Raw genomic sequence first — 24523 nt, forward strand, 5'->3', positions numbered from 1 at the left:
TATCGCAGGCTGCCGGATTCCACTGAGTCCGCAACTGTAGAACGGCTGAAAGAACATATGGACGATAAAAAAGCTGTAGTACCCGCATCGGAAAAAGCCAAGGCGCTCGCCGCCGCACTGGCGCAGATCGAGAAGCAGTTTGGCAAAGGTTCGGTCATGCGCATGGATGCCAGCGCGGTGATCGAAGAAGTGCAAGTCGTGTCGACCGGTTCGCTCGGCCTCGATATCGCGCTGGGCGTGGGCGGCTTGCCGCGCGGCCGCGTGGTGGAAATCTACGGTCCTGAATCGTCGGGTAAAACCACGCTGACCCTGCAAACCATTGCTGAAATGCAAAAACTGGGCGGCACGTGCGCCTTTATCGATGCCGAGCACGCGCTCGACGTCGGCTACGCGCAAAAGCTGGGTGTGAACCTGCACGAATTGCTGATCTCGCAACCGGATACGGGCGAGCAGGCGCTGGAAATCTGCGACGCCCTCGTGCGTTCGGGCAGCGTCGACCTGGTCGTCATCGACTCCGTGGCCGCACTGACGCCTCGCGCCGAGATCGAAGGCGACATGGGCGATTCCCTGCCAGGCTTGCAAGCGCGCCTGATGTCGCAAGCCCTGCGTAAATTGACCGGTTCCATCAACCGCACGAATACCCTGGTCATCTTCATCAACCAGATCCGCATGAAGATCGGCGTGATGTTCGGCAGTCCGGAAACCACCACCGGCGGCAATGCGCTGAAATTCTACGCTTCCGTGCGTCTGGACATCCGCCGCACCGGCTCGATCAAGTCCGGCGATGAAGTGATCGGCAACGAAACCAAGGTCAAGGTCGTCAAGAACAAGATCGCGCCACCGTTCAAGGAAGCGCACTTCGACATCCTGTACGGCGCCGGCACCTCGCGCGAAGGCGAAATCCTGGACCTGGGCTCGGATGCCAAGATCGTCGAAAAATCCGGTTCGTGGTACAGCTACAACGGCGAACGCATCGGCCAGGGCAAGGACAACGCCCGCGCCTTCCTGCAAGAGCGTCCGGCGCTGGCCCGCGAGATCGAAAACAAGGTCCGCGCTTCGCTGGGCGTGCGTGAACTGCCGCCGCTGGCTGCTGAAAAGCCGGAAAAAGCCGATAAAGCCGATAAAGCCGCCGACAAGGCTGCCAAGGCGGAAGCCAAGCCAGAGTAGGTCGGATTAGCGCGGCAAAGCCGCGCGTAATCCGACAACACCACAGACGTCAACAATGTTGTCGGATTACGGCCCAAGGGGCCTAATCCGACCTACGCATGGCTTGCCGCAAGGTAGGACCATGATCGCCGTCCCGCGCTGTTGCGCCGGGCGGCGATTGTGTTTGGGTGGTCTGATCGTGGAATGAAAGACAAGGTGGGTGTATGGCTGCAGTACAACTAAGCCTGAAGGGCAGGGCGCTACGCTTTCTGTCGATGCGCGAGCATAGCCGCATGGAATTGCGGCGCAAGCTGCAGCGGCATGCGCAGGAAGGCGATGATGTGGAAGCCTTGCTCGACAGCCTGGAGCAGGCCAACTGGCTGTCGCAGGAGCGCTTTTCCGAGTCGCTGATCCACCGCCGCTCGGCGCGTTTCGGCAATAGCCGCATCATGGCGGAATTGCAAAGCCATGGCATAGGCGGCGAGGCGCTGCAGGAACTCAAGGCGGGCCTGGCCGAAGGCGAGACCGCGCGCGCCTGCGAAGTGTGGCGCCGCAAATTCGGTGCAGTGGCGCAGGATGCCGAACAGCGCAACAAGCAGGTGCGCTTCCTGATGCAGCGCGGCTTTTCGCAGCGCGCCGTGCAGGTGGCCTTGAAAGGCCTGGAGCCCGAAGACGAGTAATATTTGTTAACTTGACAGCAAGGATCAGTTATTCTGCCCAATTGCTGCTGCGCATGTTGCGTCCCAGCTTTTTTACTTGATATACGGGACACCTGATGAGCAATTGGCATGCCGGCTACACGGCCGAAACCGCATACACCTACGGCTATTACACGGAATTGAACCCCTTGCGCATACAGTTGTTGCTACTGAGCTGGGGCATACAGCCGCCGAAGGTCAGCACCGCATGCGAACTCGGGTTTGGTCAGGGCATGACCGTCAATATCCATGCCGCGGCGTCCCGCACACGCTGGTATGGCACCGATTTCAATCCGGCCCAGACCGCCTTTGCGCAGGAACTGGCCGAGGTCTCCGGCAATGGCGCCGTGCTGTCGGAGCAAGCGTTCCAGGATTTTTGCGCCCGCACCGACCTGCCTGACTTCGATTTCATCGCCCTGCACGGTATCTGGAGCTGGATCTCGCCGGAAAACCAGGCGCATATCGCCGATTTCCTGGCGCGCAAGCTCAAGCCGGGTGGCGTGCTGTACATCAGTTACAACACGCAGGCGGGCTGGGCTGCGATGGCGCCGATCCGCGACCTGATGGAGCAGCACAGCCGCGTGCTGAGCGCGCCGGGGCAGGATTCGCTGACGCGCGTGGGCAGCGCGCTCTCCTTCGTCAACCGCCTGATGGAGACCAAGCCGCGCTACCTGCTGGCCAATCCCAGCATCGCCCTGCGGCTGCAACAGATTAGTGAGCAGGATCCGAACTACCTGTCCCACGAGTACTTCAATCATTACTGGCAACCGGTATCGTTTTCGGCCATCAAGCCGGTGCTGGCCGCGGCCAAGCTCGAGTTTGCCGGTTCGGCCGCCTACCCCGATCATGTTGCCCCGCTCAATTTCTCGCCCGAACACCTGGCTTTCCTGGCGCAGATTCCGGATGCCACGTTCCGCGAGAACACCGCTGATTTCATGCTGAACCGGCAGTTTCGCCAGGATTACTGGGTCAAGGGCAGCCGCAAGCTGAGCGCCCATGAACAGGCTGCCGCACTGCGCGCCGTACGCATCCTGCTGGTGGCGCCGGTCGAGCAGATCGCCATGAAGGTGACGGGCGCCTTGGGCGAGGCCGATCTGGACCCGGCCGTGTATGGCCCCCTGCTGGAACTGCTCGGTGACTGCAAGCCCCATACCATAGCCGAACTGCAACAGCGTTTGCTGGCCGACCTGGGCAGCCTGCTGCAGATGTTGCTGGTGCTGGCACATAAAGCCTGCATATCGCCAGTGCAGGATGACGCGGCGATCGCACTGGCGCGGCCGGCTACGGCCAGGCTGAACCGGCATTTGCTGGAAAAGGCCCTGGGCCGCACCGACCTGGCCGCGTTGGCCAGTCCGGTGACGGGCGGCGGCGTGGGTGTGTTGCATATGCAACAGTTGTTCCTGCTGGCCAGACTGGAAGGGCATCAGGAGGCCGACACCTGGGCGGCATTTGCCTGGCAGGCTTTCCGCGCACTGCAGCAAACCATGGTGCGCAATGGCACGGTGCTGACGACGGAAGAAGACAACCTGGCTGAACTGGCCGTGCAGGCGGAAAGCTTCCGCGTCACCGTGCTGCCCATCCTGCAGGCACTGGGCGTGGCCGATTGAGGCTGATGCCGACGCATCTCGTGTCATGGCAATGACAGTGATTTTTATGATATCAATCATTCGGTTTGTGAATGACTTCATGAAAATCACTGTTTTCTATTTATAATTTGAAATGTTTTTAACGAAGCAATGAAAAATTATGTTGCGGCGCAACCTGCGTCCAATGTGCTACACTTTTAGGGTTTTTGCGGCGCCGCAGGTGCGGTTGCTGTTCGTAGAAGCTGCGAACAGAGTGCTTTAGGCACATGGCTGCTTACTAAATTTTGGCCGCGCAAGCGGCATCGGTCTTATGCCCCTGTCAACTCCCGTATCCCGGCGCGCCCTACGGCACTCCCGCGTTATCGACGTCCAAGCGTATATGCGCGACGACGGCCTGTGGGATATCGACGCCCGTATCACCGATATCAAAAGCTATGACGCGACCCTGGCTTCCGGCCCCCGTCCCGCCGGCACTCCCCTGCATGACCTCCATTTACGCATTACCGTCGATCGCGAACTGACCATTGTCGAGGCCGAAGCCGCCTCCGATGCCGTGCCCTATCCCGGTTTTTGCGATACCATCGGCCCCGCTTACAGGGCGCTGATCGGTTTGAATTTATTGAAGAATTTCCGCCGCGACTTGAAACAGCGCCTGGCGGGAATCGCCGGCTGTACCCATTTGACCGAACTGGCGCAAGTCTTGCCGACTGCGACGGTTCAGGCATTTGCCGGCGATGTCTGGTCGACCCGTGACGGTGAGAATGCTGATTTGTCGCATGAAAAGCCGTTTCAACTCGACAAGTGTCACGCCTTGCGCACCGATGGCGGGGCAGTTGCACAGTACTACCCGCGCTGGGTAGCCAAAGCGTGACCCCGGCGCTGTATTTCCTGTTTTTTTGCACCACTAACCGTATTTTTACAAATCAGTATCAGAAGGGAAGCCAGCATGAAAATCCATGAGTATCAAGCCAAAGAAATCCTCCGGCAGTATGGAGTGACGGTACCACGCGGCATTCCGTGCATGTCCGTCGACGAAGCCGTCAAGGCTGCGGAAACCCTGGGCGGCCCGGTATGGGTCGTCAAGGCGCAGATCCACGCAGGTGGCCGCGGCAAGGGCGGCGGCGTGAAAGTGGCAAAATCGATCGAACAGGTCAAAGAATACGCTGACCAGATCATGGGCATGCAGCTGATCACGCACCAGACCAGCGCCGAAGGCCAGAAAGTCAACCGCCTGCTGGTGGAAGAAGGCGCCGACATCAAACAGGAACTGTACGTTTCGCTGGTCACCGACCGCGTCACCCAGAAAATCGTCCTGATGGCTTCGTCCGAAGGCGGCATGGACATTGAAGAAGTGGCCGAGAGCCACCCTGAGAAGATCCACCACGTCACCATCGAGCCTAGCGTTGGCCTGACCGATGCCCAGGCAGACGACATCGCGACCAAAATCGGCGTGCCTGCCGGTTCCATCGTCGACGCCCGCGTCAACCTGCAAGGCCTGTACAAAGCGTACTGGGAAACCGACTGCTCGCTGGCCGAAATCAATCCGCTGATCGTCACCGGCAGCGGCAAAGTCATCGCCCTGGACGCCAAGTTCAACTTTGACCCGAACGCCCTGTTCCGTCATCCGGAAATCGTCGCCCTGCGCGATCTGGACGAAGAAGATCCAGCTGAAATCGAAGCGTCGAAATTCGACCTGGCCTACATTTCGCTCGACGGCAACATCGGTTGCCTGGTGAACGGCGCCGGCCTGGCCATGGCCACCATGGACACGATCAAACTGTTCGGCGGCGAGCCAGCCAACTTCCTGGACGTCGGCGGCGGTGCGACGGCAGAAAAAGTGACCGAAGCGTTCAAGATCATGCTGAAAAACCCAGGCCTGAAAGCCATTCTGGTGAACATTTTCGGCGGCATCATGCGTTGCGACGTGATCGCCGAAGGCGTCATCGCCGCGGTGAAAGCCGTTTCGCTGAACGTACCGCTGGTGGTGCGCATGAAGGGCACCAACGAAGATCTGGGCAAAAAGATGCTGGCCGATTCCGGTCTGCCTATCATCGCAGCCGACACCATGGAAGATGCAGCCAAGAGCGTCGTTGCCGCTGCTGCCGGTCAAGCTTAATTAAGGAATCAACATGTCCATTCTGATCAATAAAGATACCAAAGTCGTAACCCAAGGGATCACCGGCAAGACCGGCCAGTTCCACACCCGCGGTTGCCGCGACTACGCGAACGGCAAAGCTGCCTTCGTGGCAGGCGTGAACCCGAAGAAAGCCGGCGAAGACTTCGAAGGCATTCCTATTTTCGCTAGCGTCACCGAAGCGAAAAAAGAAACCGGCGCCAACGTTTCCGTGATCTACGTGCCGCCAGCAGGCGCGGCAGCGGCGATCTGGGAAGCTGTCGAAGCTGAAATGGATCTGGCCATTTGCATCACCGAAGGCATTCCTGTCCGTGACATGATGGCCTTGAAAGACCGTATGGCCAAGTCGGGCAGCAAAACCTTGCTGCTGGGCCCTAACTGCCCAGGCCTGATCACGCCAGACGAAATCAAGATCGGCATCATGCCAGGTCACATCCATAAAAAAGGCCGCATCGGCGTGGTATCGCGTTCGGGTACCCTGACCTATGAAGCAGTGGGTCAGCTGACCGCACTGGGCCTGGGCCAATCGTCGGCAGTCGGCATCGGCGGCGACCCGATCAACGGTCTGAAGCACATCGACATCATGAAGATGTTCAATGATGATCCAGATACCGACGCGGTCATCATGATCGGCGAAATCGGCGGTCCGGACGAAGCCAACGCGGCTTATTGGATCAAAGACAACATGAAAAAACCGGTCGTCGGCTTCATCGCTGGCGTCACCGCTCCTCCAGGCAAGCGCATGGGCCACGCCGGCGCGCTGATCTCGGGCGGTGCCGATACGGCACAAGCCAAGCTGGAAATCATGGAAGCTTGCGGCATCACCGTGACCAAAAACCCGTCGGAAATGGCGCGTCTGCTGAAAGCCATGCTGTAATTCCAGCCTGGTTCACGCAATACAAAAAAGGAGCTTCGGCTCCTTTTTTTGTCCTTTGCATCCCCCTTCCTGCCAACCGCTCGCCCTATCCCGCGACACCTCCTTACCGTCTACGTGCCCGCTCGCGTGGGCCATGACAGGCATGTGACATTACCAACTTGTAACACCGTTCGGTGCACCGCGCGCCTATGATTCGGCCTGTCAGCTTCACCTTCGCGCGCCGCGTGCGTGCCTACTTTCTACATCGGAAAACTACCCTATGGATGCCATGAAACCGGGCGTGGCCGCGCTATGCCTGTTGCTGTTGTGCGCCTGTGCCGAGGCGCCCAAGGTGGACTGGCGGCAGGGCGCAAAGCGCGCCTGGGTCGTCGCTGCGTACGCACCCGGACGCACCGCCGATTTGCCAGCCTGTCTGGCGCGCTTGTCCGACGCCGAATTGGCGAGCCGCCATTTTGTCGAGTTGCGCTACCACCATGTGCGCGTCATGCGCACGGCGGTAGCCGAGGTGCCGCCGGAGATCGACGCCAGGCCTGGCGTGCAGGTCGAGTTGTGGCCAGAGGATTGCGGGAGGGGTCATTTGTCGCGCATGTCCAGATTATTGCCCGCTGACAGCGATTAAATTCCAAGAGAATGTGAAAGCAAACATCATGTCCATGAAATGTTTACGGTGGCCAGCGGCGTTGTTGCCGTTGTTCCTGCCACTGATCCTGCATGCGCAGACCCCGCTGGAGGACAGCCTGGGGCTGGAGCAGTTGCAGCGCGTTGCGCTCGAACGCAACCACGACGTACGCGTGTCGGCACTGGCGCTTGACAGTGCCGCCGCTGCCGTGACCAGCGCCGCCGCCGCGCCCAATCCCATGTTGACGGTGCAGACGATGAACATCAACCCCGGCCTTGGCGTGGGCGCAGGCAGCTTGCGCAGCAAGACCGTCGACAGCAGCGTGCGCATCGACCAGTTGCTGGAGCGGGGCGGCAAGCGCGGCCTGCGCCGCGACGGTGCACTGCATCAGGAAGAGGGCGCACGCGAAGACGTGCGCGAGGCGCGGCGCCAGTTGCGTCTCGCTGTCAGCCAGGCTTATTACGATGCGCTGGCGGCGGGCGAGCGCCTGACCATCCTCAATGATACGGCGCAGTTGTACCAGCGCACCGTCGAGGTGGCGCAGAAGAAGCGACAGGCGGGTGATGTGTCGCCGGCTGACGTGGCGCGGCTGCAAGTTGAAGCGCTGCGCGCCAGCAACGATACGGCGCAGGCGCGCAGCGATGTCGCGCGTACGCGCCTGGCGCTGGCCTTGCTGACCGGTATCGACAACCGCCAGGCGCAGCTGCCGCTTGCCGATGGCTGGCCCGCAGTCGCAGCCACCACCCTGGCGCAGGCCGATCCGGCCGAGGCAGCCATTGCGCATCGCCCCGATGTGATGGCGGCGCAGGCGAGGGTGGCCGCGGCCTTGTCGGCACACAAGCTGGCGCTTGCCTCGCGCACGCGTGACGTTTCCATCGGCGTGCAGGCTGAACATTACCCGACCAGCGCCAGCAATCCACAAGGCAGCGGCAACAGCTTCGGTATTTCCCTGCAGGTACCGCTCTTTCTGCGCTACCAGTATGACGGCGAGATCCGTAGTGCCCAGGTGGCGCTGGACCTGGCGCAGGAAAACCTCGAGCAGGCGCGCATCCTGGCCAGGGCGGAGCTGAGCCGTTCTGTACTCGACATGCGCAGCAATGGCGAGCGCTTGCAACGCATCGACGACAGCTTGCTGCCGGCCGCGCAAAAGTCGGCCCAGGCGGCGGAATTCGCTTACCAGCATGGCGCCCTGCCGATCGCCGATGTACTCGATGTGCGGCGCAGCTACCGCGCCGTGCAGCTTGACGCACTGGCCGCCCGCAGTGACTACGCCAAGGCGCTGGCCGCCTGGCAGGCATCCTTTCCCACCGCATCTCTTGAAAGTACGACACCATGATATCGCGCAGTACTTTGACTTATGGCGCCCTGTTCGTCCTGCTGTGCGGCGGGTCCGCCGCGGGCGTGCAGTATCTGCAACGGGCGCACGCCGCCGCTTTGCCTGCCGTCGCCGTGGCCAGCAGCGTTGCCGCGCCCGGCGTGCTGCATTTTGCCGCGAATGCGCCGCAGATGGCGACGCTGAAAATCGCCGCAGTGAGTGCGGTGCCGCTGCCGGCCAGCGCCGCCCTGAACGGACGCATCGCCTACGATGAAAACGTCACCACGCGCGTCAGTTCGCCCGTGCCGGGCCGCGTGCTGGCGTTGCATGCCGATAGTGGCGAGCGCGTGGCGCGCGGCGCCTTGCTGGCCGACCTCGATTCTCCCGACATGGCCAGTGCCGAGGCCGACTGGCGCAAAGCCCAGGCCGACGAAGTGCGCAAGCAACTGGCCTATCAGCGCGCCGACACACTGTTCCGCGGAGAGGTGCTGGCGCGCAAGGATTATGAGTCGGCCGATGCCGATTTCCAGCAGGCACGCGCGGAAACGCGGCGTGCGGCCTTGCGCATGCATAGCCTGAACGCGGTCGGCAGCGGCAATGGCCGCTACACGCTGCGCGCGCCGCTGGCCGGCACTATCGCCGACCGCCAGATCAACCCGGGCCAGGAAGTGCGTCCCGACGCGCCCGCGCCCCTGTTCGTCATCAGCGACTTGCGCCGTCTGTGGCTGCTGGTCGACGTGCCGGAAAGCGCCCTCGCCAGCGTGCGCCAGGGACAGGCGGTCAGTGTCGAGACGGATGCCTACCCGGGGCGCCGCTTCAGCGCCACGGTGGCGCATGTGGCGCCGGTGCTGGACCCGCAGACGCGGCGCATCCAGGTGCGTTGCACGCTGGACAACGCCGATGGCGCCCTGAAGCCGGAAATGTTCGCGCGCGCCTCCTTCCTGGCCGGCGATGGCGGCGTCCTGGCCGTGGCCTTGCCCAATACCAGCCTGTTCGCAGAAGGCGTGTACAGCTATGTCTTCGTGGAAAAACAGCCAGGCACGTTTGAAAAACGCCGCGTGAACGTGCGCATCAAGGGACGCGACAGCAGCTTTGTCGATGCGGGCGTGAGCGCCGGCGAACGGGTCGTCACGGAAGGCGCCTTCCTGCTCAACGCCGAGGTGGCTACCAATGCTCGCTAAGCTGATCGATTTTGTCCTGGCGCAGCGCGTTTTCGTGCTGATCCTGACGGCGGCGCTGGCCGTCTTCGGCTACCGCGCGCTGAGCAACCTGCCCATCGAAGCCTTTCCCGACGTGCAGGACGTGCAGGTGCAGATCGTCACGCAGTATTTGGGCCAGGCGCCGGAGGAAGTCGAACGCAACGTCACCTTGCCCATCGAACGCGAAATGAGTGGCGTGCCGCAGCAGACGCAGCTGCGTTCCGTGACGATTACCGGCCTGTCCGTGGTGACCCTGACCTTTGCCGATGGCACGGACGATTATTTTGCGCGCCAGCAAGTGCTGGAAAAATTGCAGAACGTCACGCTGCCCACGGGCGTGCAGGCGAGCCTGGCGCCCTTGTCGACGGCGGTCGGTGAAATCTTCCGCTATGTGATCGAGGCACCGCCGGGCATGGATGCGAACGAAGTGCGGGCCTTGCAGGACTGGGTCGTGCGGCCTGCGCTGCGCATCGTACCCGGCGTGGCCGATGTCGTCAGCTTCGGCGGCACTGTCAAGGAATACCAGGTGCAGGTCGACCCGGCCGCCCTGCAGCGCTATGGCGTCACCATCGACCAGCTCAGCGCGGCCTTGAACAATAACAGCGCCAATGTGGGTGGCGGCCTGGTGCGCCGCGGCGACGAGGCGCTGGTGGTGCGCGGCATCGGTATCTTTGGCAGCATCGACGATATCGGCCGCGTCATCGTCAGCGCCAAGGGCGGGCGCACGGTGCTCGTGTCGGACCTGGCCGAAGTGACTGTGGGCAATCGCCCCCGTTCCGGCGTGGTGGCCTTCAACCGTGAAAACAGCGTGGTGGAAGGCATCGTGCAGATGAGCAAGGGCAGCAACGCCGCCAAGGTAGTGGCCGACGTCAAGCTGGCCATCGCCGGCCTCGATGCGCGCCTGCCGAAAGGCGTGCATTTGCGCACGATCTACGACCGCACGGAACTGATCGGCCACACGGTGCACACGGTGGCGGAAAACCTGCTCCTGGGCGCGGCGCTGGTGATCGCCATCCTGGTGATTTTCCTGGGCAACTGGCGCGCCGCCCTGATCGTCGCGGCCGTGATTCCCCTGTCGTTGCTGTTCGCCTTCATCATGCTTGATGCGCGCGGCATTCCCGCCAACCTGATTTCGTTGGGCGCGGTCGACTTCGGCATCATCATCGACAGCGCCGTGGTGCTGGTCGAAGCATTGCTGGTACGGCTGGCCCTGCTGGGCGAGCAGGGGCGGCATGATGCCTCCCTGCGCGAGCGCACCCTGAAGCAGACGGTGGTCGACCTGGGTCACCCCATCCTGTTTGCCAAGGCCATCATTATTGTCGCCTTCATTCCCATCTACACCTTCCAGCGCGTGGAAGGCAAGATCTTCTCGCCCGTGGCGTTCACGCTGAGCTTTGCCATGCTGGGCGCCATCATCCTGACCATGACGCTGGTGCCTACCTTGCTGGCCTGGACCATGCGCCGCCACCCGATGGCGGAAAAGCACAGCGCCTGGCTGCAGCGCATCCAGGACGGTTACGGCCGCCTGCTGGCGGCGGCGCAGCGCCAGCGCAATTTCGTCATGCTCGCCTCGGTGCTGGCGCTGGTGGTGACCCTGGCGCTGGCACCGCTGCTCGGCAGCGAGTTCCTGCCCAAGCTCGACGAAGGCAACCTGTGGCTGACGGTCAGCCTGCCGACCTCCAGTTCGCTGGAAAAGACGCGCGCCGTCGAGCAGCAGGTACGCGCCATCATCCTGTCCTACCCGGAAGTGGGCAATGTCATCTCGCACGTGGGCCGGCCCGACGACGGTACCGATCCCAAGGGCAGCAACAACATGGAAATCCTGGCGGACCTGAAACCGCGCGGCAGCTGGCGCTTTGCGGACAAGGAGGCGTTGGTGGCCGATATGTCGGCGAAGATACGCACCTTGCCCGGCGTGCCGACGAACTTTTCGCAAGTCATCGAGGACAATGTGGAAGAGGCGCTGTCAGGCGTGAAGGGCGAAATTGCCGTGAAGATTTACGGTCCCGACCTGGACGTGCTGACGCAAAAGAGCGAGCAGATCGCCGGCATCCTGAGCGGCATTGCGGGTGCGGCCGACGTGGGCGCCGTAAAAATCGGCGGACAGAGCGAACTCGACATCGTTATCGACCGCGAGCGCATCGCCCGCCTGGGCGTCAACGTGGCCGATGTCAACACGGCGATCCAGACGGCGCTGGCGGGCAACGTCGTCAACGCGTATTTCGAGGGCGACCGGCGTTTCGACATTACCGTGCGCCTGAAGGAAGCGGCGCGCGACTCCGTCGATGCCGTCGGCGCCCTGCCGGTCAATTTGCCGGGCGCCACCGGCACGGTGGCGCTGGCCGAGCTGGCGCACATCGAGGTGCGCCAGGGCGCGGCCCGCATCAGCCGCGAAGCGGGCGGGCGCAATGCGTCCGTCAAGGCCAATCTGCTGGGCCGCGACCAGGGCAGTTTCGTTGCGGAGGCTCAAGAAAAAGTGGCGCGCCTCGTGCACCTGCCGCCGGGCTACCAGATCACCTGGGGCGGGCAGTTCGAAAACCAGCAGCGCGCCGTGAAGCGCCTGGAAGTGATCGTGCCGATCACCGCGCTGATGATATTTTCGCTGCTGTTCTGGGCCTTCCGGTCCGTGCGCAAGGCCATGCTGATCCTGTCCATCGTGCCATTTACCATGATCGGCGGCATCCTGGGCCTGGCGCTGGTCGGCCTGCATTTTTCCGTCTCGGCGGCCGTTGGCTTCATTGCCGTGGCCGGTATATCGGTGCAGAACGGCGTCATCATGGTCGAGCAGATCGTCGAGATAGCCCGGCACAACGCGAGTGCCGTCGATAGTGCCATCGCCGGCGCCGTGGCGCGCTTGCGGCCCATCCTGATGACGGCATTGATGGCAGGTCTGGGCTTGCTGCCGGCGGCGCTGTCGCATGGTATCGGCTCGGAAACCCAGCGCCCGTTCGCCGTGGTGATCGTGGGCGGCATCGTGTCGGCTACCTTCTTTACCTTGCTGCTGTTGCCTCTGGCCTATCCCTATTTTGCGGAAAAGAAAGGACTGTCCGAGGACGCCGCCTGACGCAGTTGGGCCGCGTATGCCAAAAAGTGTCGCTTTTCTTTCCACGTGCACCGCCGTTGCCCGGGCGCGTCGCTGGCATGGCGCTTGCACCGTACCTGGCGTGCACAAGGCACCATGGGAGGCGACGATGCGCGCGCAGAGCGGATTTACCCTGATAGAACTGATGATCGTGGTGGCCATCGCCGGCATCCTGGCGGCCGTGGCCATTCCCCAGTATGGCGACTATACGATGCGGGCCAAGGTCAGCAACGTGCTGGCCGCCGCTGCCCCGTTGAAAACGGCCGTGGCCCTGTGCGTGCAGGAAAACGGGGGACTGGCGACCGCTTGCAGCACGCCCACCGAGGCCGCGCCCAGCGCGATTCCACTGTTCAGCCCGACGCGCGAAGTGGCCGGCGCCAAGGTCGACAAGGGCAATATCGAGCTGACCCTGGCAGGCGACTTGGGTAGTGGCATGGGTGGCCAGACGGTGAGCATGGAGTTGCAGGTCGGCACCAGCAGCCTGAGCTGGTTTAACAGCACCAGCGTGACGAATGCGGCGGCGAAGGAAGCCATTACCAGGAACAATATTCCCAAGGTGGTGGCGACGCAGTGAGCGCTGCCTGCCGTGCCAGTGTCAGACGATTTTTTGCCGGTCCGCGATCAGCGCTTCATACGTGAGGTTTTGCAGCAGGGTGTAGTGGGTCGGTTCCAGGTCGATGAATTGCACGCCATACGTATAGATTTCGGCGACGTCGGCCGCATTGCCATTCGACGGCTTGCCCACGCTGACGTTCTGGATGCGCGCGCGCGTATTGACGCGCATCTGATGCTTGTTCGGCTGCACCAGCAGGGTAAAGCTGAGCGCGACGCCCTCGTCGTCCGGCGTGAGCATGCTGGGCGCCTCGATCAGCGCCCCCGAGACGCTGAGGTTGACGATGAACACGGGCACGGCCGCCACGTCGCGGTAGCTCAGCTGCGCCGGAATGTCCACTTTCACGCGCATGGCCGTGCGCAGGCTGGTGCCCTGGATGGCGTCGGGAAAGCTCAGGTGCACATAATTGAGCGGGCGGCCAAAGATGCGCAGCACGCTGCAGGCAAACGAACACACGGTGACGCCGGAAAACACGCGGATGGTCAGCTTGTCGCCCTCGTTGAGCACGATGGCGGTGCCGTTTTCCATGGGAATCTTGACGATCAGGTACTCGTCTTTTACATAGCCGATCAGGGTCGAGAAATGCTGGATGGGCTTGATGGTGCGGTGCGTGATGAACTGGATGCGTCCGCCCACCTGCAGATTCATCGCCTCGAATTCGAAGTCCTGGAGCTTGCTTTCCGCGGCGGGCTTGTTGCTTGTCATGCGATGCTCATCTCGATATGGTCGAATCGCAGTATGCATGATTTCTTGATGAAAAAGCACTCATATCAATGAAATTCATATTCGCATGGAAAAATGCCATGGACGCGTGCCGGTGCGCGGTTCTGGCTTTACAATTGCGTCAATATTGACGAATGTAAATCTTATGGCACGCAGCTATTTCTGGACGATGTTGTTGTTGATCCTGCATCAGGTCGATGCGGCGTACTGGCGCGAATGGGAAATGTTCCATGTGCCGGGCGGCATACAGGGTTTCCTGGTGTTTAACCTGGCGGCGATTGCGCTGGTACTGGTCGGTTACCGGCACGTGCTGCTGGCCACCTCGCGGGCGGCCCTGTACGCTTGTGTGTGTGCCGCGCTGGGCGTGGGAACCTGCCTGATCCATGCCGGCTTTGCGCTGGCAGGGCTGGAACAATTCCACTTGCCCCTGTCCGTGGCCCTCATCGTGCTGTGCCTGGCCAGTGCCGTCTGGCTGCTGTGCGACGTGCGCCGCGTTTTGGGCCAGCTGGCGCGCCAGCCAGCATAGTTACAGCTCGGCGTGCCAGTCGCCCGACTTGCCGCCATGCTTTTCCAGCACGCGCACATTCGTCATGACCATGCCCCGGTCGACGGCCTTGCACATGTCGTAAATCGTCAGCAAGCCGATTTGCACGGAAGTGAGCGCTTCCATTTCCACGCCCGTCTTGCCGGTGGTATCGACCTGGGCGCGGCAGTGCACGCTGTTGGCCGCTTCATCCACTTCGAAGTCGACGGTGACGCGCGTGAGGGCCAGCGGGTGGCACAGGGGAATCAGGTCGCTGGTGCGCTTGGCGCCCATGATGGCGGCGATGCGGGCGATGCCCAGCACGTCGCCCTTTTTCGCATGGCCGGAAATGATCAATGCCAGGGTGGCGGGCTGCATGCGGATGGTGCCGGCGGCCACGGCGCTGCGGCGCGTGTCTTCCTTGCTGCCCACATCGACCATATGGGCCTGGCCCGTGGCGTCAAAATGGGTCAGTTCTCCGGCGGGGGCTTGCTTGTCTGCTGTTGTCATGGCGTCAAAATAGGTAAGGAGTGGAGATGCGGCACGCCCGGCCACGGCGTCATAGCACTGGCATGGTGCATGCTTGTCGCGTGAGAATGGGCGCCGCTAACAAGGTATGATAGCACCCGTGAATTCAAAAACTCCCCTTCCTATCGTCCTTGAAAACGCCGCTGCGGCATGGCTGCGCCGCTCCCGGCGCGCATCCATGCTGGCTGCATTCTGGCTGGCGGCGCCATGTGCGCTGGCGCAAATCTATACGTCCGCACCGGCGGCGCCGGCCGCCATCACGGCGACCACGGCCAGCAGCTGGACGCCGCTGGCCGTGCCGCCGGCGCCGAACCTGCCGAACCTGGGCGATACCTCGCGCGTAGACCTGTCGCCGGCGATGGAGCGCAAGATCGGCGAGGAAATCATGCGCGGCATCCGCGGCGACCGCGATTACCTCGATGACGCCCCGCTGCTGGAATACCTGAACACTTTCGGCAACGCCCTCGTGGCGGCGCGCCCCAGCGTGCGCGGCGAAACGAATTACGACTATTTCTTCTTTGCCGTGCGCGATCCCCAGTTGAACGCGTTTGCCTTGCCGGGCGGCTTCATCGGCGTGCATTCGGCGCTGGTGCTGGCGGCGCAAACGGAGGCGGAACTGGCGTCTGTGCTGTCGCACGAGATCGGCCACGTGGCGCAGCGCCATATCGCGCGCATGCTGGGCCAGCAGCGCCAGGATGCCCTGATGCCGCTGGCGGCCATGTTGCTGGCGGCGCTGGCGTCGCGCGCGGGCGGCGACGTGGCGCTGGGCGTGTTTGCCGCCGGCCAGGGCCTGGCCATCCAGCGCCAGCTCAATTTTGGCCGCGATGCCGAGCGCGAGGCCGACCGCATCGGCTTCCAGATCATGGGCGAAGCCGGTTTCGACACCACCGGCATGGTGGCCTTCTTCGGCCGCATGCAGGCGGCCAGCCGCTCGTACAGCGACCTGGTGCCCGCCTATCTGCAGACCCACCCGCTGACGACGGAACGCATCGCCGATATCCAGGCGCGTATCCGCGAGCAACCGTACAAGCAGCGTCCGGACAGCCTGAGCTTTCACCTGGCCCGCGCGCGTGCCCGCGTGCTGCAGGATGAAAGCGTGCAAGGCCTGTTGAACGCCACGGCCGTCTTCAAGACGCAGCTGGAGCAGCAAAGCCGTTTCCAGGTGGTGGCCGCCCATTACGGCCTGTCCTTTGTCGCCGTCAAGCAGGGCAAGCCGGCGGAGGCGCAGAAGGAACTCGATGCCGCCAATGCCGCCCTGCACCAGCCGGCCGGGCCGAATGTGTTTACCTCGGGCGGCACGCAGGCGCCGAACTCGCTGCTGGCGGCGATGGGGCTGGAAGTGCTGTTGATGCCGGCGCAGAAGAAGGAAGTGGCGCAGCAAGCCCTGAAGGCGGCGGATGCGGCGCGCCAGCAGTTCCCCCTCTCGCGCGGCATTGCCCATCAGTATGCGGAAGCACTGATGGCTGCAGGCAAGCTGGAGCAGGCTACCTTGTATCTGCGCGACCAGGTGCAGCTCTACAAGGAAGAGCCGGAACTGTATGATTTACTGGCGAAATCCTATGCGGACCAGGGCAAGATGACTTTGCAGCACATGGCGCTGGCCGAATCCTATGTGTTGCAGGGCGCCACCATGGCCGCGCTGGACCAGCTGACCATCGCCCGCAAGTCGACGGACGCGACTTTTTATGACCAGGCCGTGATCGATGCGCGCGAGCGCGAATTGCAGGAAAAGCGCCGCGAACAGCTGAAAGACCAGAAGGGTTAAGCCTTATTCGGCTTGCGGCGCGCGCTGGAAGCCGAAGGTTGTCGGCACGGCATCGTAGCGCAGCGGCTGCACGGCGATCTCCTTGCCGTCATGCAATAACACCAAGTTTCCCTGCCCATTTTCCAGCCAGGCCAGCAGGGCCTCGTCGCCGACAAGCTGGCCATCGAGGCGCAACGCAGGCAGCACCTGCGCCATGTCGCGGTCGTCCACCTGCGCCACGATATGATCGTTGCGCAAGATCAGCGCGCCGTTGTCGCACAGATACGCCGCATCGATTGCCGCCAGCGGCGCGCCTGTCTGCAGGATAAAACCGTGCCGCGGATCGCTGCGGGCGATGTAGGGCGTCGCTTCCAGGTTCAGGTAGACGCGCTGCGGGCCATTCTGGAAAAACCAGCAACCGCGCTCGTCATGGTCGTAATTGCGGTTGATAAATCCCAACAGGGCTGCATGGGCTATCTTGTCGCCGGGCAGTTGCTGCTGTTGCGCCTGCTGGTCGCGCATGCGCCAGTGGCCGCGCGCATCGAGGCCCAGCCAGCCGTAGCAGTGCGGCACGTTCGGCCATTTGGCCAGCGCCTGTTTGACGAGTTCATCCATGTGTAGCGTTTTCCGTGTGCGTTTGCGAACTGCCAGCGTGACAGCTTTATGGTGCCGATGGCGCCGTGTTGCCGCCTTCAAAAAAATGGATCAGGCGCTGCGGCAACCAGCGTGTGCTTCCTGGTAACTTGCCAGCGGCAAAGCCGACGTGGCCGCCGTGGCGTGGATATTCGAGCGTGACCTGCGGCGCGGCGCTGCGCGGCAAGTAGCGCCCGGGCAGGAAAGGATCGTTCTGGGCATTGAGCACCAGGGTCGGCACGGTGATGTCCTGCAAGACGTGCTTGGCGCTGGCGCGGTGCCAATAATCGTCGGCGTCGCGGTAGCCGTGCAGCGGCGCCGTGACGACATTGTCGAAGGCGTGCAAGTCGCGCGCGGCCAGCATGGCGTCGCGCGCGAACAGGCCGGGAAACTGTTCCAGCTTGGCCAGGCACTTCGGTTTGAGCGTGTTCAGGAACATGCGCGTGTAGAGGCGGTTGGCGCCGGACGACAGGGCTTTGCCCCCTTGCGCCAGGTCCAGCGGAGCGGACACGGCGGCGGCCGCATCGATGAAATCGGCCTGGTGCTGCGACTGGCCCAGCCAGCACAGCAGGGCGTTGCCGCCCAGCGAGACGCCAGCCGCGTAAAATTTACCCGTCGCGCGCGGGCGCAGGCGCTGCACGATCCAGTCCACTTCCTGCGCATCGCCCGAATGGTAAAAGCGCGGCGCCAGATTGGCTTCGCCCGAGCAGCCGCGAAAGTGCGGCACGGCGCCCGACCAGCCGCGCGCGGCCACCTCGGCCATCAGGGCGCGCGCGTAATGGCTGTTCGACGAGCCTTCCAGGCCGTGGAACAGCAACACGAAGGGCTGGCCCGGCTGGCCGTCGACCAGGTCGACGTCGACGAAGTCGCCATCGGGCGCCTGCCAGCGTTCGCGGCGGAAAGCCACGGCCGGCTTGGCGAGGCACACGGCCGGATAAATCGTCTGCGCGTGGCCGCCAGGCAGCCAGAGCGGCGCGGTGTAGGAAAGAGACAAGGACATCAGTGCAGGATCTGCGTTCCCGTGGCGTCGGCCGGCGCGCCACCGGGGGCGATGGAGGCGTGGTGCAGCACGATGCGCCAGCCGCGCGGCGTTTTGACATACACATTCGTGGCCAGCAGATGTGCCGGGCCGCCTTCTTCCTGGGTCACGCCTTCGATGACGGTGTGCACTGAACTCATCAGGTTGTGCGTTTCATGCAGCTGCGCCGGCACGATGTGCAGGCCGCCGGCCGTCAAAATGGTTTCCCACGAGGCGCGGATGGCGGCATGGCCGATCAGGCGCGCGCCGCCCGGGTGGATGCAGACGATTTCCTCGTCGTCGGCCCACAGCGCCATCAGCGCTTCGAGGTCGGCGCGGTGCAAGGCATCGTAGAACGCCGCTTCGACTTCGGCGGCGCTGCCATTGAGTTCTTTCAGACGTTTCATGACGACTCCGGGCTGGTGCAAATAAAAACGGCGCGCTGGGGGCGCGCCGCTGGGCAGTTTAATGATGGCCGGCGCTGGCGCCTTCCTTCAGGGTATACGCCGTGCCGCAGTACGGGCACTTGGCGATACCGTCTTTGTTGAATTCCAGAAACACGCGCGGATGCGACGACCACAGCGGCATGGCCGGGTTAGGGCAGTGGGCTGGCAAGTCTTTACCGTCGAGTTCGACCGCTGGCTGGGTGGTTTTTGTCATCTTGTCATGCTCCGTGAGGCTGTATGGAAGGAAGTCGGCTGCTGCCAAAAGTACGATTTTAACGGATTCAGGCAGACAGCAAAAATCATGGCTAAAATGGCGGCTCGATCATCTGCGGCTGCGGCGCGGGTTTTTTGCGGAAATATGGCAGCTGCAGCGCCACACTGACTGGATTCGCCTTGCCGGTATCACCGTTGCGTAGCGCTACTGCGCGCACCATTGTTGTGCAGTTACCACACTCCGCTTGTCGGGGGTGCGCATGAACACCCGCGTGAGCGCCGTCATGGCCGACAAGGACGAGGCCCTGCTGAAAGACGCCTGGCGCGCCGGCCTGAACCTGGGCGCGCCCACCCTGCTGGGCATCGCCGCCTGGGGCATGGTGGTGGGCGTGGCCATGGTGAAAAGCGGTTTGACGGTAGCGCAGGCGGGGGCGATGACCCTGTTCGTGTTTGCCGGCTCGGCCCAGCTCGCCTCCCTGCCCCTGCTGGCCGCGCAAGCGCCCGTGTGGGTGATCTTCGCCACGGCGCTCGTCGTCAATTTGCGTTTTGTCATCTTTTCCGTGTTGCTGGCCCCGCATTTTTCCCATCTGCCGTGGCGCCAGCGCTTTGCGCTCGGCTATGTGGCCGGCGACATCACCGTGGGCCTGTTCCTGCAGCGCTACCCCCATGAAACGCCGGACCCGGCCAAGCTGCCCTTCCTCAAGGGGCTGATTTACCCGAACTGGCTGGCCTGGCAAATCGGTTCCTTCATCGGCATCGTGCTGGGCGCCGTCGTGCCGGCCGAATGGGGACTGGGCTTTGCCGGCACGCTGGCGATCCTGTGCGTGACGGTGCCGCTGATCCTCAGCCGTGCCGCCCTGTGCGGCGTGCTGGTGGCGGGCATGGTGGCCGTGCTGGCCTTCAGCCTGCCGTATAAACTGGGCTTGCTGGTGGCCGTGGTGGTGGGCATGGTCAGCGCCATGGCCGTGGAAGAATTGACAGAAAAATGGACAAAACGCCATGTTTGACGGCATAGACTGGGGCAAAGCCGATGTGTGGATCGCCATCGCCGTGCTGGTGGTGGCCACGGCCGCCACGCGCAGCACCTTCTGGCTGGTCGGCCATCACATCACCATTCCGCGCCGCGTGGGTGAGATGCTGCGCTATGCGCCGGCCTGCGCGCTGGCGGCCATCATCGCGCCCGACCTGCTGATGGAGGGGCAGCAGCTGCACTTTGAATTGTCCAATTTGAAACTGTTATCCGGTATTGCCGCCACGCTCTTTTTCGTGATGCGCCGCAATATGCTGCAAACCATCGTGTTTGGCATGCTGGTTTTCACGGGCTTGCGACTGTTGCATGTTTTTCAGTAAAGCAGGACAAATCGGGGATTTGGTCTGGTCATTGCGGTAAAATAGCGCACTTCCTTCCACTCGTCATCTGGATCGCCATGTCAGCTGTTCTCAACTTCATCCGTCTGCAAGATTTGATCGCCCAAAATGCACTGCAAGGCAAGCGCGTGTTTATCCGCGCCGACCTGAACGTCCCGCAAGATGACAGTGGCAAGATCACCGAAGATACGCGCATCCGCGCCTCGGTGCCGGCCATCCGCGCCGCCCTCGACGCTGGCGCCGCCGTCATGGTGACGTCGCACCTGGGCCGTCCGACGGAAGGCGAGTTCAAGCCGGCTGACAGCCTGGCGCCCGTGGCCGCCCGTTTGTCCGAGCTGCTGGGCCAGGAAGTTGCACTGAAACAAAATTGGATCGACGGTGCCGGCCTGGAAAACCTGGCCCCAGGCCAGGTGGTCCTGCTGGAAAACGTGCGCGTCAACAAGGGCGAAAAGAAAAACAGCGATGAGCTGGCGCAAAAAATGGCGAAATTGTGCGATATCTACGTCAATGACGCGTTCGGTACGGCCCACCGCGCCGAAGCATCCACGCACGGCATCGCCAAGTTTGCGCCCGTCGCCTGCGCCGGCCCGCTGCTGGCCGCCGAACTCGATGCGCTGGGCAAAGCTTTGCACGCGCCCGCCCGCCCGCTGCTGGCCATCGTCGCCGGTTCGAAAGTATCGAGCAAGCTGACCATCCTGAAAGCCCTGTCCGACAAGGTCGATAACCTGATCGTCGGCGGCGGCATCGCCAACACCTTCATGAAGGCCGTTGGCTTGAACGTCGGCAAGTCGCTGGTGGAAGCGGAACTCGTCGAAGAAGCCAAGGCCATCATCGAGATCATGGCCAAGCGCGGCGCGCAAGTGCCGATTCCCGTCGATGTCGTATGCGCCAAGCAGTTTTCGCCTACGGCCGCCGCCACGGTCAAGGACGTGGCCGACGTGGCGGACGACGACATGATCCTCGATATCGGCCCGAAAACGGCGGCCCTGCTGGCGCAGCAGATCGCCGCCGCCGGCACCATCGTGTGGAACGGCCCGGTCGGCGTGTTCGAGTTCGACCAGTTCGGCCACGGCACCAGGACCCTGGCGCTGGCCATTGCCGAGTCGAAAGCATTCTCGATCGCCGGCGGTGGCGACACCCTGGCGGCGATTGCCAAATACGATATTACCGATAAAATCAGCTATATCTCGACGGGCGGTGGCGCTTTCCTGGAGTTCCTGGAAGGCAAGACTTTACCCGCCGTAGAGATCCTGATGCAACGCGCAGGCTGATCCAGCCTGACTGTAGTGCCACCAAGCGCAGCCTGACCGCTGCGCTTTTACCTTGCCGGCTGCTGTCTCAAACCGGCCTTGCTCACCTTCGCTCGCGCACAAGGATTCCTATGCCACGTGGTACAAAAATCGTAGCAACAATCGGCCCCGCCTCCACGGACTTCGATATCCTGGTCAAAATGATACGCGCGGGCGTCGACGTGGTGCGCTTGAATTTTTCCCACGGCAAGGCGCAAGACCATATCGACCGCGCCGCGCTGGTGCGCCTGGCGGCGGCCGAGTGCGGCCGCGAAGTGGCCATCATGGCCGACATGCAGGGTCCGAAGATTCGCGTCGGCAAGTTCGAAAACACCCGCATTCAGCTGGAGCAGGGCGAGCGCTTCATCCTCGACGCCAAGTGGGGCGAGAATGGCGAACTGGGCAACCAGGAACGGGTCGGCCTCGACTACAAGGCTTTGCCGCGCGACCTGCACAAGGGCGACGTGCTGCTGCTGAACGACGGCCTCATCGTGCTGATCGTCGAGCGCATCCACGGTAGCGAAATCCACACCACCGTCAAGATTGGCGGCGAGTTGTCGAACAACAAGGGCATCAACCGCCAGGGTGGCGGCCTGTCCGCCCCCGCGCTGACGGCCAAGGATATGGAAGACATCAAGACGGCCATGAGTTTCCAGGCCGACTATCTGGCCATTTCCTTCCCGAAATGCGCGACCGACATGGAAATGGCGCGCCAGCTGGCCAATATCGCCGGCGAAGCGTACCACCACAAGCCGATGATGATCGCCAAGATCGAACGCGCCGAAGCCATTCCTGCCCTGCAAGAAATTCTCGACGCGTCCGACGGCATCATGGTGGCGCGTGGCGATCTGGCCGTGGAAGTGGGCAATGCGGCCGTGCCGGCCTTGCAGAAGCGCATGATCAAGATGGCGCGCGCGTCGAATAAACTGGCGATCACGGCCACGCAGATGATGGAATCGATGATCGTCAACGCCGTGCCGACCCGCGCGGAAGTGTCCGACGTGGCCAATGCCGTGCTCGACGGCACGGACGCCGTCATGACCTCGGCGGAAACGGCCTCGGGCAAATACCCGATCGAGACGGTGGAAATGATGGCCGCCATCTGCGTCGAAGCGGAACAGTCCGAATACAACAAGCTCGATGCCGATTTCCTCAACGTCACGTTTACCCGCATCGACCAGTCGATCGCGTATGGCGCGTTGTTTACCGCCCATCACCTGCGCGTAAAAGCCATCGTGGCGCTGACGGAATCCGGTTCCACCGCCTTGTGGATGAGCCGCCACAGCATCGACACGCCGATCTACGCGCTCACGCCCAGCGTCACGACTTTGCGCAAAGCCGCGCTGTACCGCAATGTTCGGGCGTATCATCTGATGCAGAACGCCCCCAGCGCGCAAGTGCTGAAGCAGGCGGAAGAGCTGCTGGTGGCGCAGGGCATCGTCAAAAAGGGTGACATGATCGTCGTCACGTGGGGCGAGCCGATGGGCCAGGTGGGTGGCACGAATGCATTAAAGATTGTCACAGTCGGCGAGTTTGATTAATAGCTAAGAATTCAGGCGCTGGCGCGGCAATTAGCCGCGAAGCGCCGCAACGGTTTCTATTGTTCTCTGGAGTATTACCATGTCTCTCGTATCCATGCGTCAACTGCTGGACCATGCCGCCGAAAACGGTTATGGCATTCCTGCTTTCAACGTCAATAACCTGGAGCAAGTGCAAGCCATCATGGCCGCCGCCGATGCGCTCAACAGCCCGGTGATCATGCAAGCGTCCGCTGGCGCGCGCAAGTACGCCGGTGAAGCCTTCCTGCGTCACCTGATCGACGCCGCCGTCGAAGCGTATCCGCACATTCCCGTCGTCATGCACCAGGATCACGGCCAGTCGCCGGCCGTCTGCATGGCCGCCATTCGCTCGGGTTTTACTTCCGTGATGATGGACGGTTCGCTGGAAGCGGACGGCAAGTCGGTCGCTTCCTACGAATACAACGTGGAAGTGTCGCGTGAAGTGGTGAAATTCTCGCACGCCATCGGCGTGACGGTGGAAGCGGAACTGGGCGTGCTCGGTTCGCTGGAAACCATGAAGGGCGACAAGGAAGACGGCCACGGCGCCGACGGCACCATGACGCGCGAGCAACTGCTGACGGACGTGGCGCAGGCTGCCGACTTCGTGCAGCGCACCCAGTGCGACGCGCTGGCGATCGCCATCGGCACCTCGCACGGCGCGTATAAATTCACGCGCAAGCCAACGGGCGACATCCTGGCCATCGACCGCATCAAGGAAATCCACGCGCGCATCCCGAACACCCATCTGGTGATGCACGGTTCCTCGTCGGTGCCGCAGGAATTGCTGGCCATCATCCGCGAATTCGGCGGCGACATGAAGGAAACCTACGGCGTGCCAGTCGAGGAAATCCAGGAAGGCATCCGTCACGGCGTGCGCAAGATCAACATCGACACCGATATCCGCCTGGCGATGACGGCCGCGATCCGCAAATACCTGTTTGAAAATCCATCGAAATTCGACCCGCGCGACTACCTGAAGCCAGCCCGTCTTGCTGCAGAGCAAATCGTGCGCGCCCGCATGCAGGCATTCGGTTGCGAAGGCCAGGCGTCGAAAATCAAGGTCATCACGATGGAAAAAATGGCCGAGCGCTACAAGGCCGGCGAGCTGTCGCAAATTGTGAAGTAAAATTCTGTCTGGAACGGGCCGGAAGCTGCATCTCCGTGCCCGATTTTCTCGACCGGCGGGCGTCTTCCCTGCCTGCCGGTTTCG

24 protein-coding genes are annotated in these 24523 nt (G+C 62.6%); 18 read left to right on the forward strand and 6 right to left on the reverse strand.

Annotated features, from left to right (window positions below):
- Positions 1 to 57: 57 nt before the first annotated feature.
- From recA to KY494_RS20730, 11 genes are all read left to right on the forward strand, one after another.
- Positions 58 to 1167: a recombinase RecA gene (recA, locus tag KY494_RS20680; protein WP_219132566.1), complete on the forward strand. Its 1110-nt coding sequence runs from the start codon at positions 58 to 60 to the stop codon at positions 1165 to 1167.
- A 203-nt stretch (positions 1168 to 1370) separates the two neighbouring features.
- Positions 1371 to 1826 (forward strand): recombination regulator RecX, encoded by a 456-nt coding sequence (recX, locus tag KY494_RS20685; RefSeq protein WP_100874617.1) that lies wholly within the window; start codon positions 1371 to 1373, stop codon positions 1824 to 1826.
- Between the two features lie 95 nt (positions 1827 to 1921).
- Positions 1922 to 3451, forward strand: a complete 1530-nt coding sequence (locus tag KY494_RS20690; protein WP_219888068.1) for a class I SAM-dependent methyltransferase — start codon at positions 1922 to 1924, stop codon at positions 3449 to 3451.
- 358 nt (positions 3452 to 3809) lie between these two features.
- Positions 3810 to 4301, forward strand: a complete 492-nt coding sequence (locus tag KY494_RS20695; protein WP_375143378.1) for a DUF2889 domain-containing protein — start codon at positions 3810 to 3812, stop codon at positions 4299 to 4301.
- A gap of 75 nt (positions 4302 to 4376) precedes the next feature.
- Positions 4377 to 5546, forward strand: coding sequence for an ADP-forming succinate--CoA ligase subunit beta (gene sucC, locus KY494_RS20700; RefSeq protein WP_096238002.1), 1170 nt, complete (start codon positions 4377 to 4379; stop codon positions 5544 to 5546).
- Positions 5547 to 5559: 13 nt separating this feature from the next.
- Positions 5560 to 6441, forward strand: coding sequence for a succinate--CoA ligase subunit alpha (gene sucD, locus KY494_RS20705; protein WP_065306949.1), 882 nt, complete (start codon positions 5560 to 5562; stop codon positions 6439 to 6441).
- Positions 6442 to 6700: 259 nt separating this feature from the next.
- The gene (locus tag KY494_RS20710; RefSeq protein WP_219888069.1) at positions 6701 to 7060 is read left to right on the forward strand and encodes a hypothetical protein; all 360 of its coding nucleotides are present in this window, start codon (positions 6701 to 6703) and stop codon (positions 7058 to 7060) included.
- Positions 7061 to 7094: 34 nt separating this feature from the next.
- Positions 7095 to 8396 (forward strand): TolC family protein, encoded by a 1302-nt coding sequence (locus tag KY494_RS20715; RefSeq protein ID WP_219132571.1) that lies wholly within the window; start codon positions 7095 to 7097, stop codon positions 8394 to 8396.
- Complete coding sequence (locus KY494_RS20720; protein WP_219888070.1) at positions 8393 to 9556, forward strand: efflux RND transporter periplasmic adaptor subunit; 1164 nt, start codon at positions 8393 to 8395, stop codon at positions 9554 to 9556. Before KY494_RS20715 ends, KY494_RS20720 begins: the two co-directional genes overlap by 4 nt.
- A complete protein-coding gene (locus KY494_RS20725; protein ID WP_219888071.1) occupies positions 9546 to 12638 on the forward strand; it encodes an efflux RND transporter permease subunit in 3093 nt (1030 codons plus the stop codon). Before KY494_RS20720 ends, KY494_RS20725 begins: the two co-directional genes overlap by 11 nt.
- Positions 12639 to 12765: 127 nt before the next feature.
- A complete protein-coding gene (locus tag KY494_RS20730) occupies positions 12766 to 13230 on the forward strand; it encodes a pilin (protein ID WP_219888072.1) in 465 nt (154 codons plus the stop codon).
- Positions 13231 to 13251: 21 nt separating this feature from the next.
- Here the strand turns inward: KY494_RS20730 and KY494_RS20735 are convergent, their stop codons facing one another.
- Positions 13252 to 13974 (reverse strand): flagellar brake protein, encoded by a 723-nt coding sequence (locus KY494_RS20735; protein WP_219132575.1) that lies wholly within the window; start codon positions 13972 to 13974, stop codon positions 13252 to 13254.
- A 163-nt stretch (positions 13975 to 14137) separates the two neighbouring features.
- On the opposite strand from KY494_RS20735, the gene KY494_RS20740 reads away from it, so the two are divergent.
- Entirely contained in the window at positions 14138 to 14518 is a 381-nt protein-coding gene (locus tag KY494_RS20740; RefSeq protein WP_219888073.1) for a DUF6713 family protein, read from the forward strand.
- On the opposite strand, the gene moaC is transcribed toward KY494_RS20740, so the two are convergent.
- Positions 14519 to 15025, reverse strand: coding sequence for a cyclic pyranopterin monophosphate synthase MoaC (moaC, locus tag KY494_RS20745; RefSeq protein ID WP_219888074.1), 507 nt, complete (start codon positions 15023 to 15025; stop codon positions 14519 to 14521).
- Between the two features lie 196 nt (positions 15026 to 15221).
- On the opposite strand from moaC, the gene KY494_RS20750 reads away from it, so the two are divergent.
- Entirely contained in the window at positions 15222 to 16808 is a 1587-nt protein-coding gene (locus tag KY494_RS20750; protein WP_219888075.1) for a M48 family metalloprotease, read from the forward strand.
- Between the two features lie 3 nt (positions 16809 to 16811).
- On the opposite strand, the gene KY494_RS20755 is transcribed toward KY494_RS20750, so the two are convergent.
- Genes KY494_RS20755 through KY494_RS20770 form a run of 4 tightly spaced genes read right to left on the reverse strand, consistent with a single transcriptional unit; the run spans position 16812 to position 19098 of the window.
- Positions 16812 to 17402: a DUF2946 family protein gene (locus KY494_RS20755; RefSeq protein ID WP_219888076.1), complete on the reverse strand. Its 591-nt coding sequence runs from the start codon at positions 17400 to 17402 to the stop codon at positions 16812 to 16814.
- Between the two features lie 46 nt (positions 17403 to 17448).
- Positions 17449 to 18420 (reverse strand): YheT family hydrolase, encoded by a 972-nt coding sequence (locus tag KY494_RS20760; RefSeq protein ID WP_219888077.1) that lies wholly within the window; start codon positions 18418 to 18420, stop codon positions 17449 to 17451.
- A complete protein-coding gene (locus tag KY494_RS20765; protein WP_219888078.1) occupies positions 18420 to 18845 on the reverse strand; it encodes a nuclear transport factor 2 family protein in 426 nt (141 codons plus the stop codon). The genes KY494_RS20760 and KY494_RS20765 overlap by 1 nt, the downstream gene beginning before the upstream one ends.
- A gap of 58 nt (positions 18846 to 18903) precedes the next feature.
- On the reverse strand, positions 18904 to 19098 hold the full coding sequence (locus tag KY494_RS20770; protein WP_070220739.1) for a zinc-finger domain-containing protein: 195 nt from the start codon (positions 19096 to 19098) through the stop codon (positions 18904 to 18906).
- Positions 19099 to 19357: 259 nt separating this feature from the next.
- On the opposite strand from KY494_RS20770, the gene KY494_RS20775 reads away from it, so the two are divergent.
- From KY494_RS20775 to fba, 5 genes are all read left to right on the forward strand, one after another.
- Entirely contained in the window at positions 19358 to 20104 is a 747-nt protein-coding gene (locus KY494_RS20775; protein ID WP_219888079.1) for an AzlC family ABC transporter permease, read from the forward strand.
- On the forward strand, positions 20097 to 20447 hold the full coding sequence (locus tag KY494_RS20780) for an AzlD domain-containing protein (protein WP_219888080.1): 351 nt from the start codon (positions 20097 to 20099) through the stop codon (positions 20445 to 20447). Before KY494_RS20775 ends, KY494_RS20780 begins: the two co-directional genes overlap by 8 nt.
- A 77-nt stretch (positions 20448 to 20524) precedes the next feature.
- Positions 20525 to 21736 (forward strand): phosphoglycerate kinase, encoded by a 1212-nt coding sequence (locus tag KY494_RS20785; protein ID WP_219132584.1) that lies wholly within the window; start codon positions 20525 to 20527, stop codon positions 21734 to 21736.
- 110 nt (positions 21737 to 21846) lie between these two features.
- Positions 21847 to 23295, forward strand: coding sequence for a pyruvate kinase (gene pyk / locus KY494_RS20790; protein ID WP_219888081.1), 1449 nt, complete (start codon positions 21847 to 21849; stop codon positions 23293 to 23295).
- A 79-nt stretch (positions 23296 to 23374) separates the two neighbouring features.
- Positions 23375 to 24439, forward strand: coding sequence for a class II fructose-bisphosphate aldolase (gene fba / locus KY494_RS20795; RefSeq protein ID WP_071075342.1), 1065 nt, complete (start codon positions 23375 to 23377; stop codon positions 24437 to 24439).
- The last annotated feature ends 84 nt before the right edge of the window (positions 24440 to 24523 follow it).

This window comes from Janthinobacterium sp. PAMC25594 (genome assembly GCF_019443505.1).
Classification (GTDB): Bacteria; Pseudomonadota; Gammaproteobacteria; order Burkholderiales; family Burkholderiaceae_D; genus Janthinobacterium.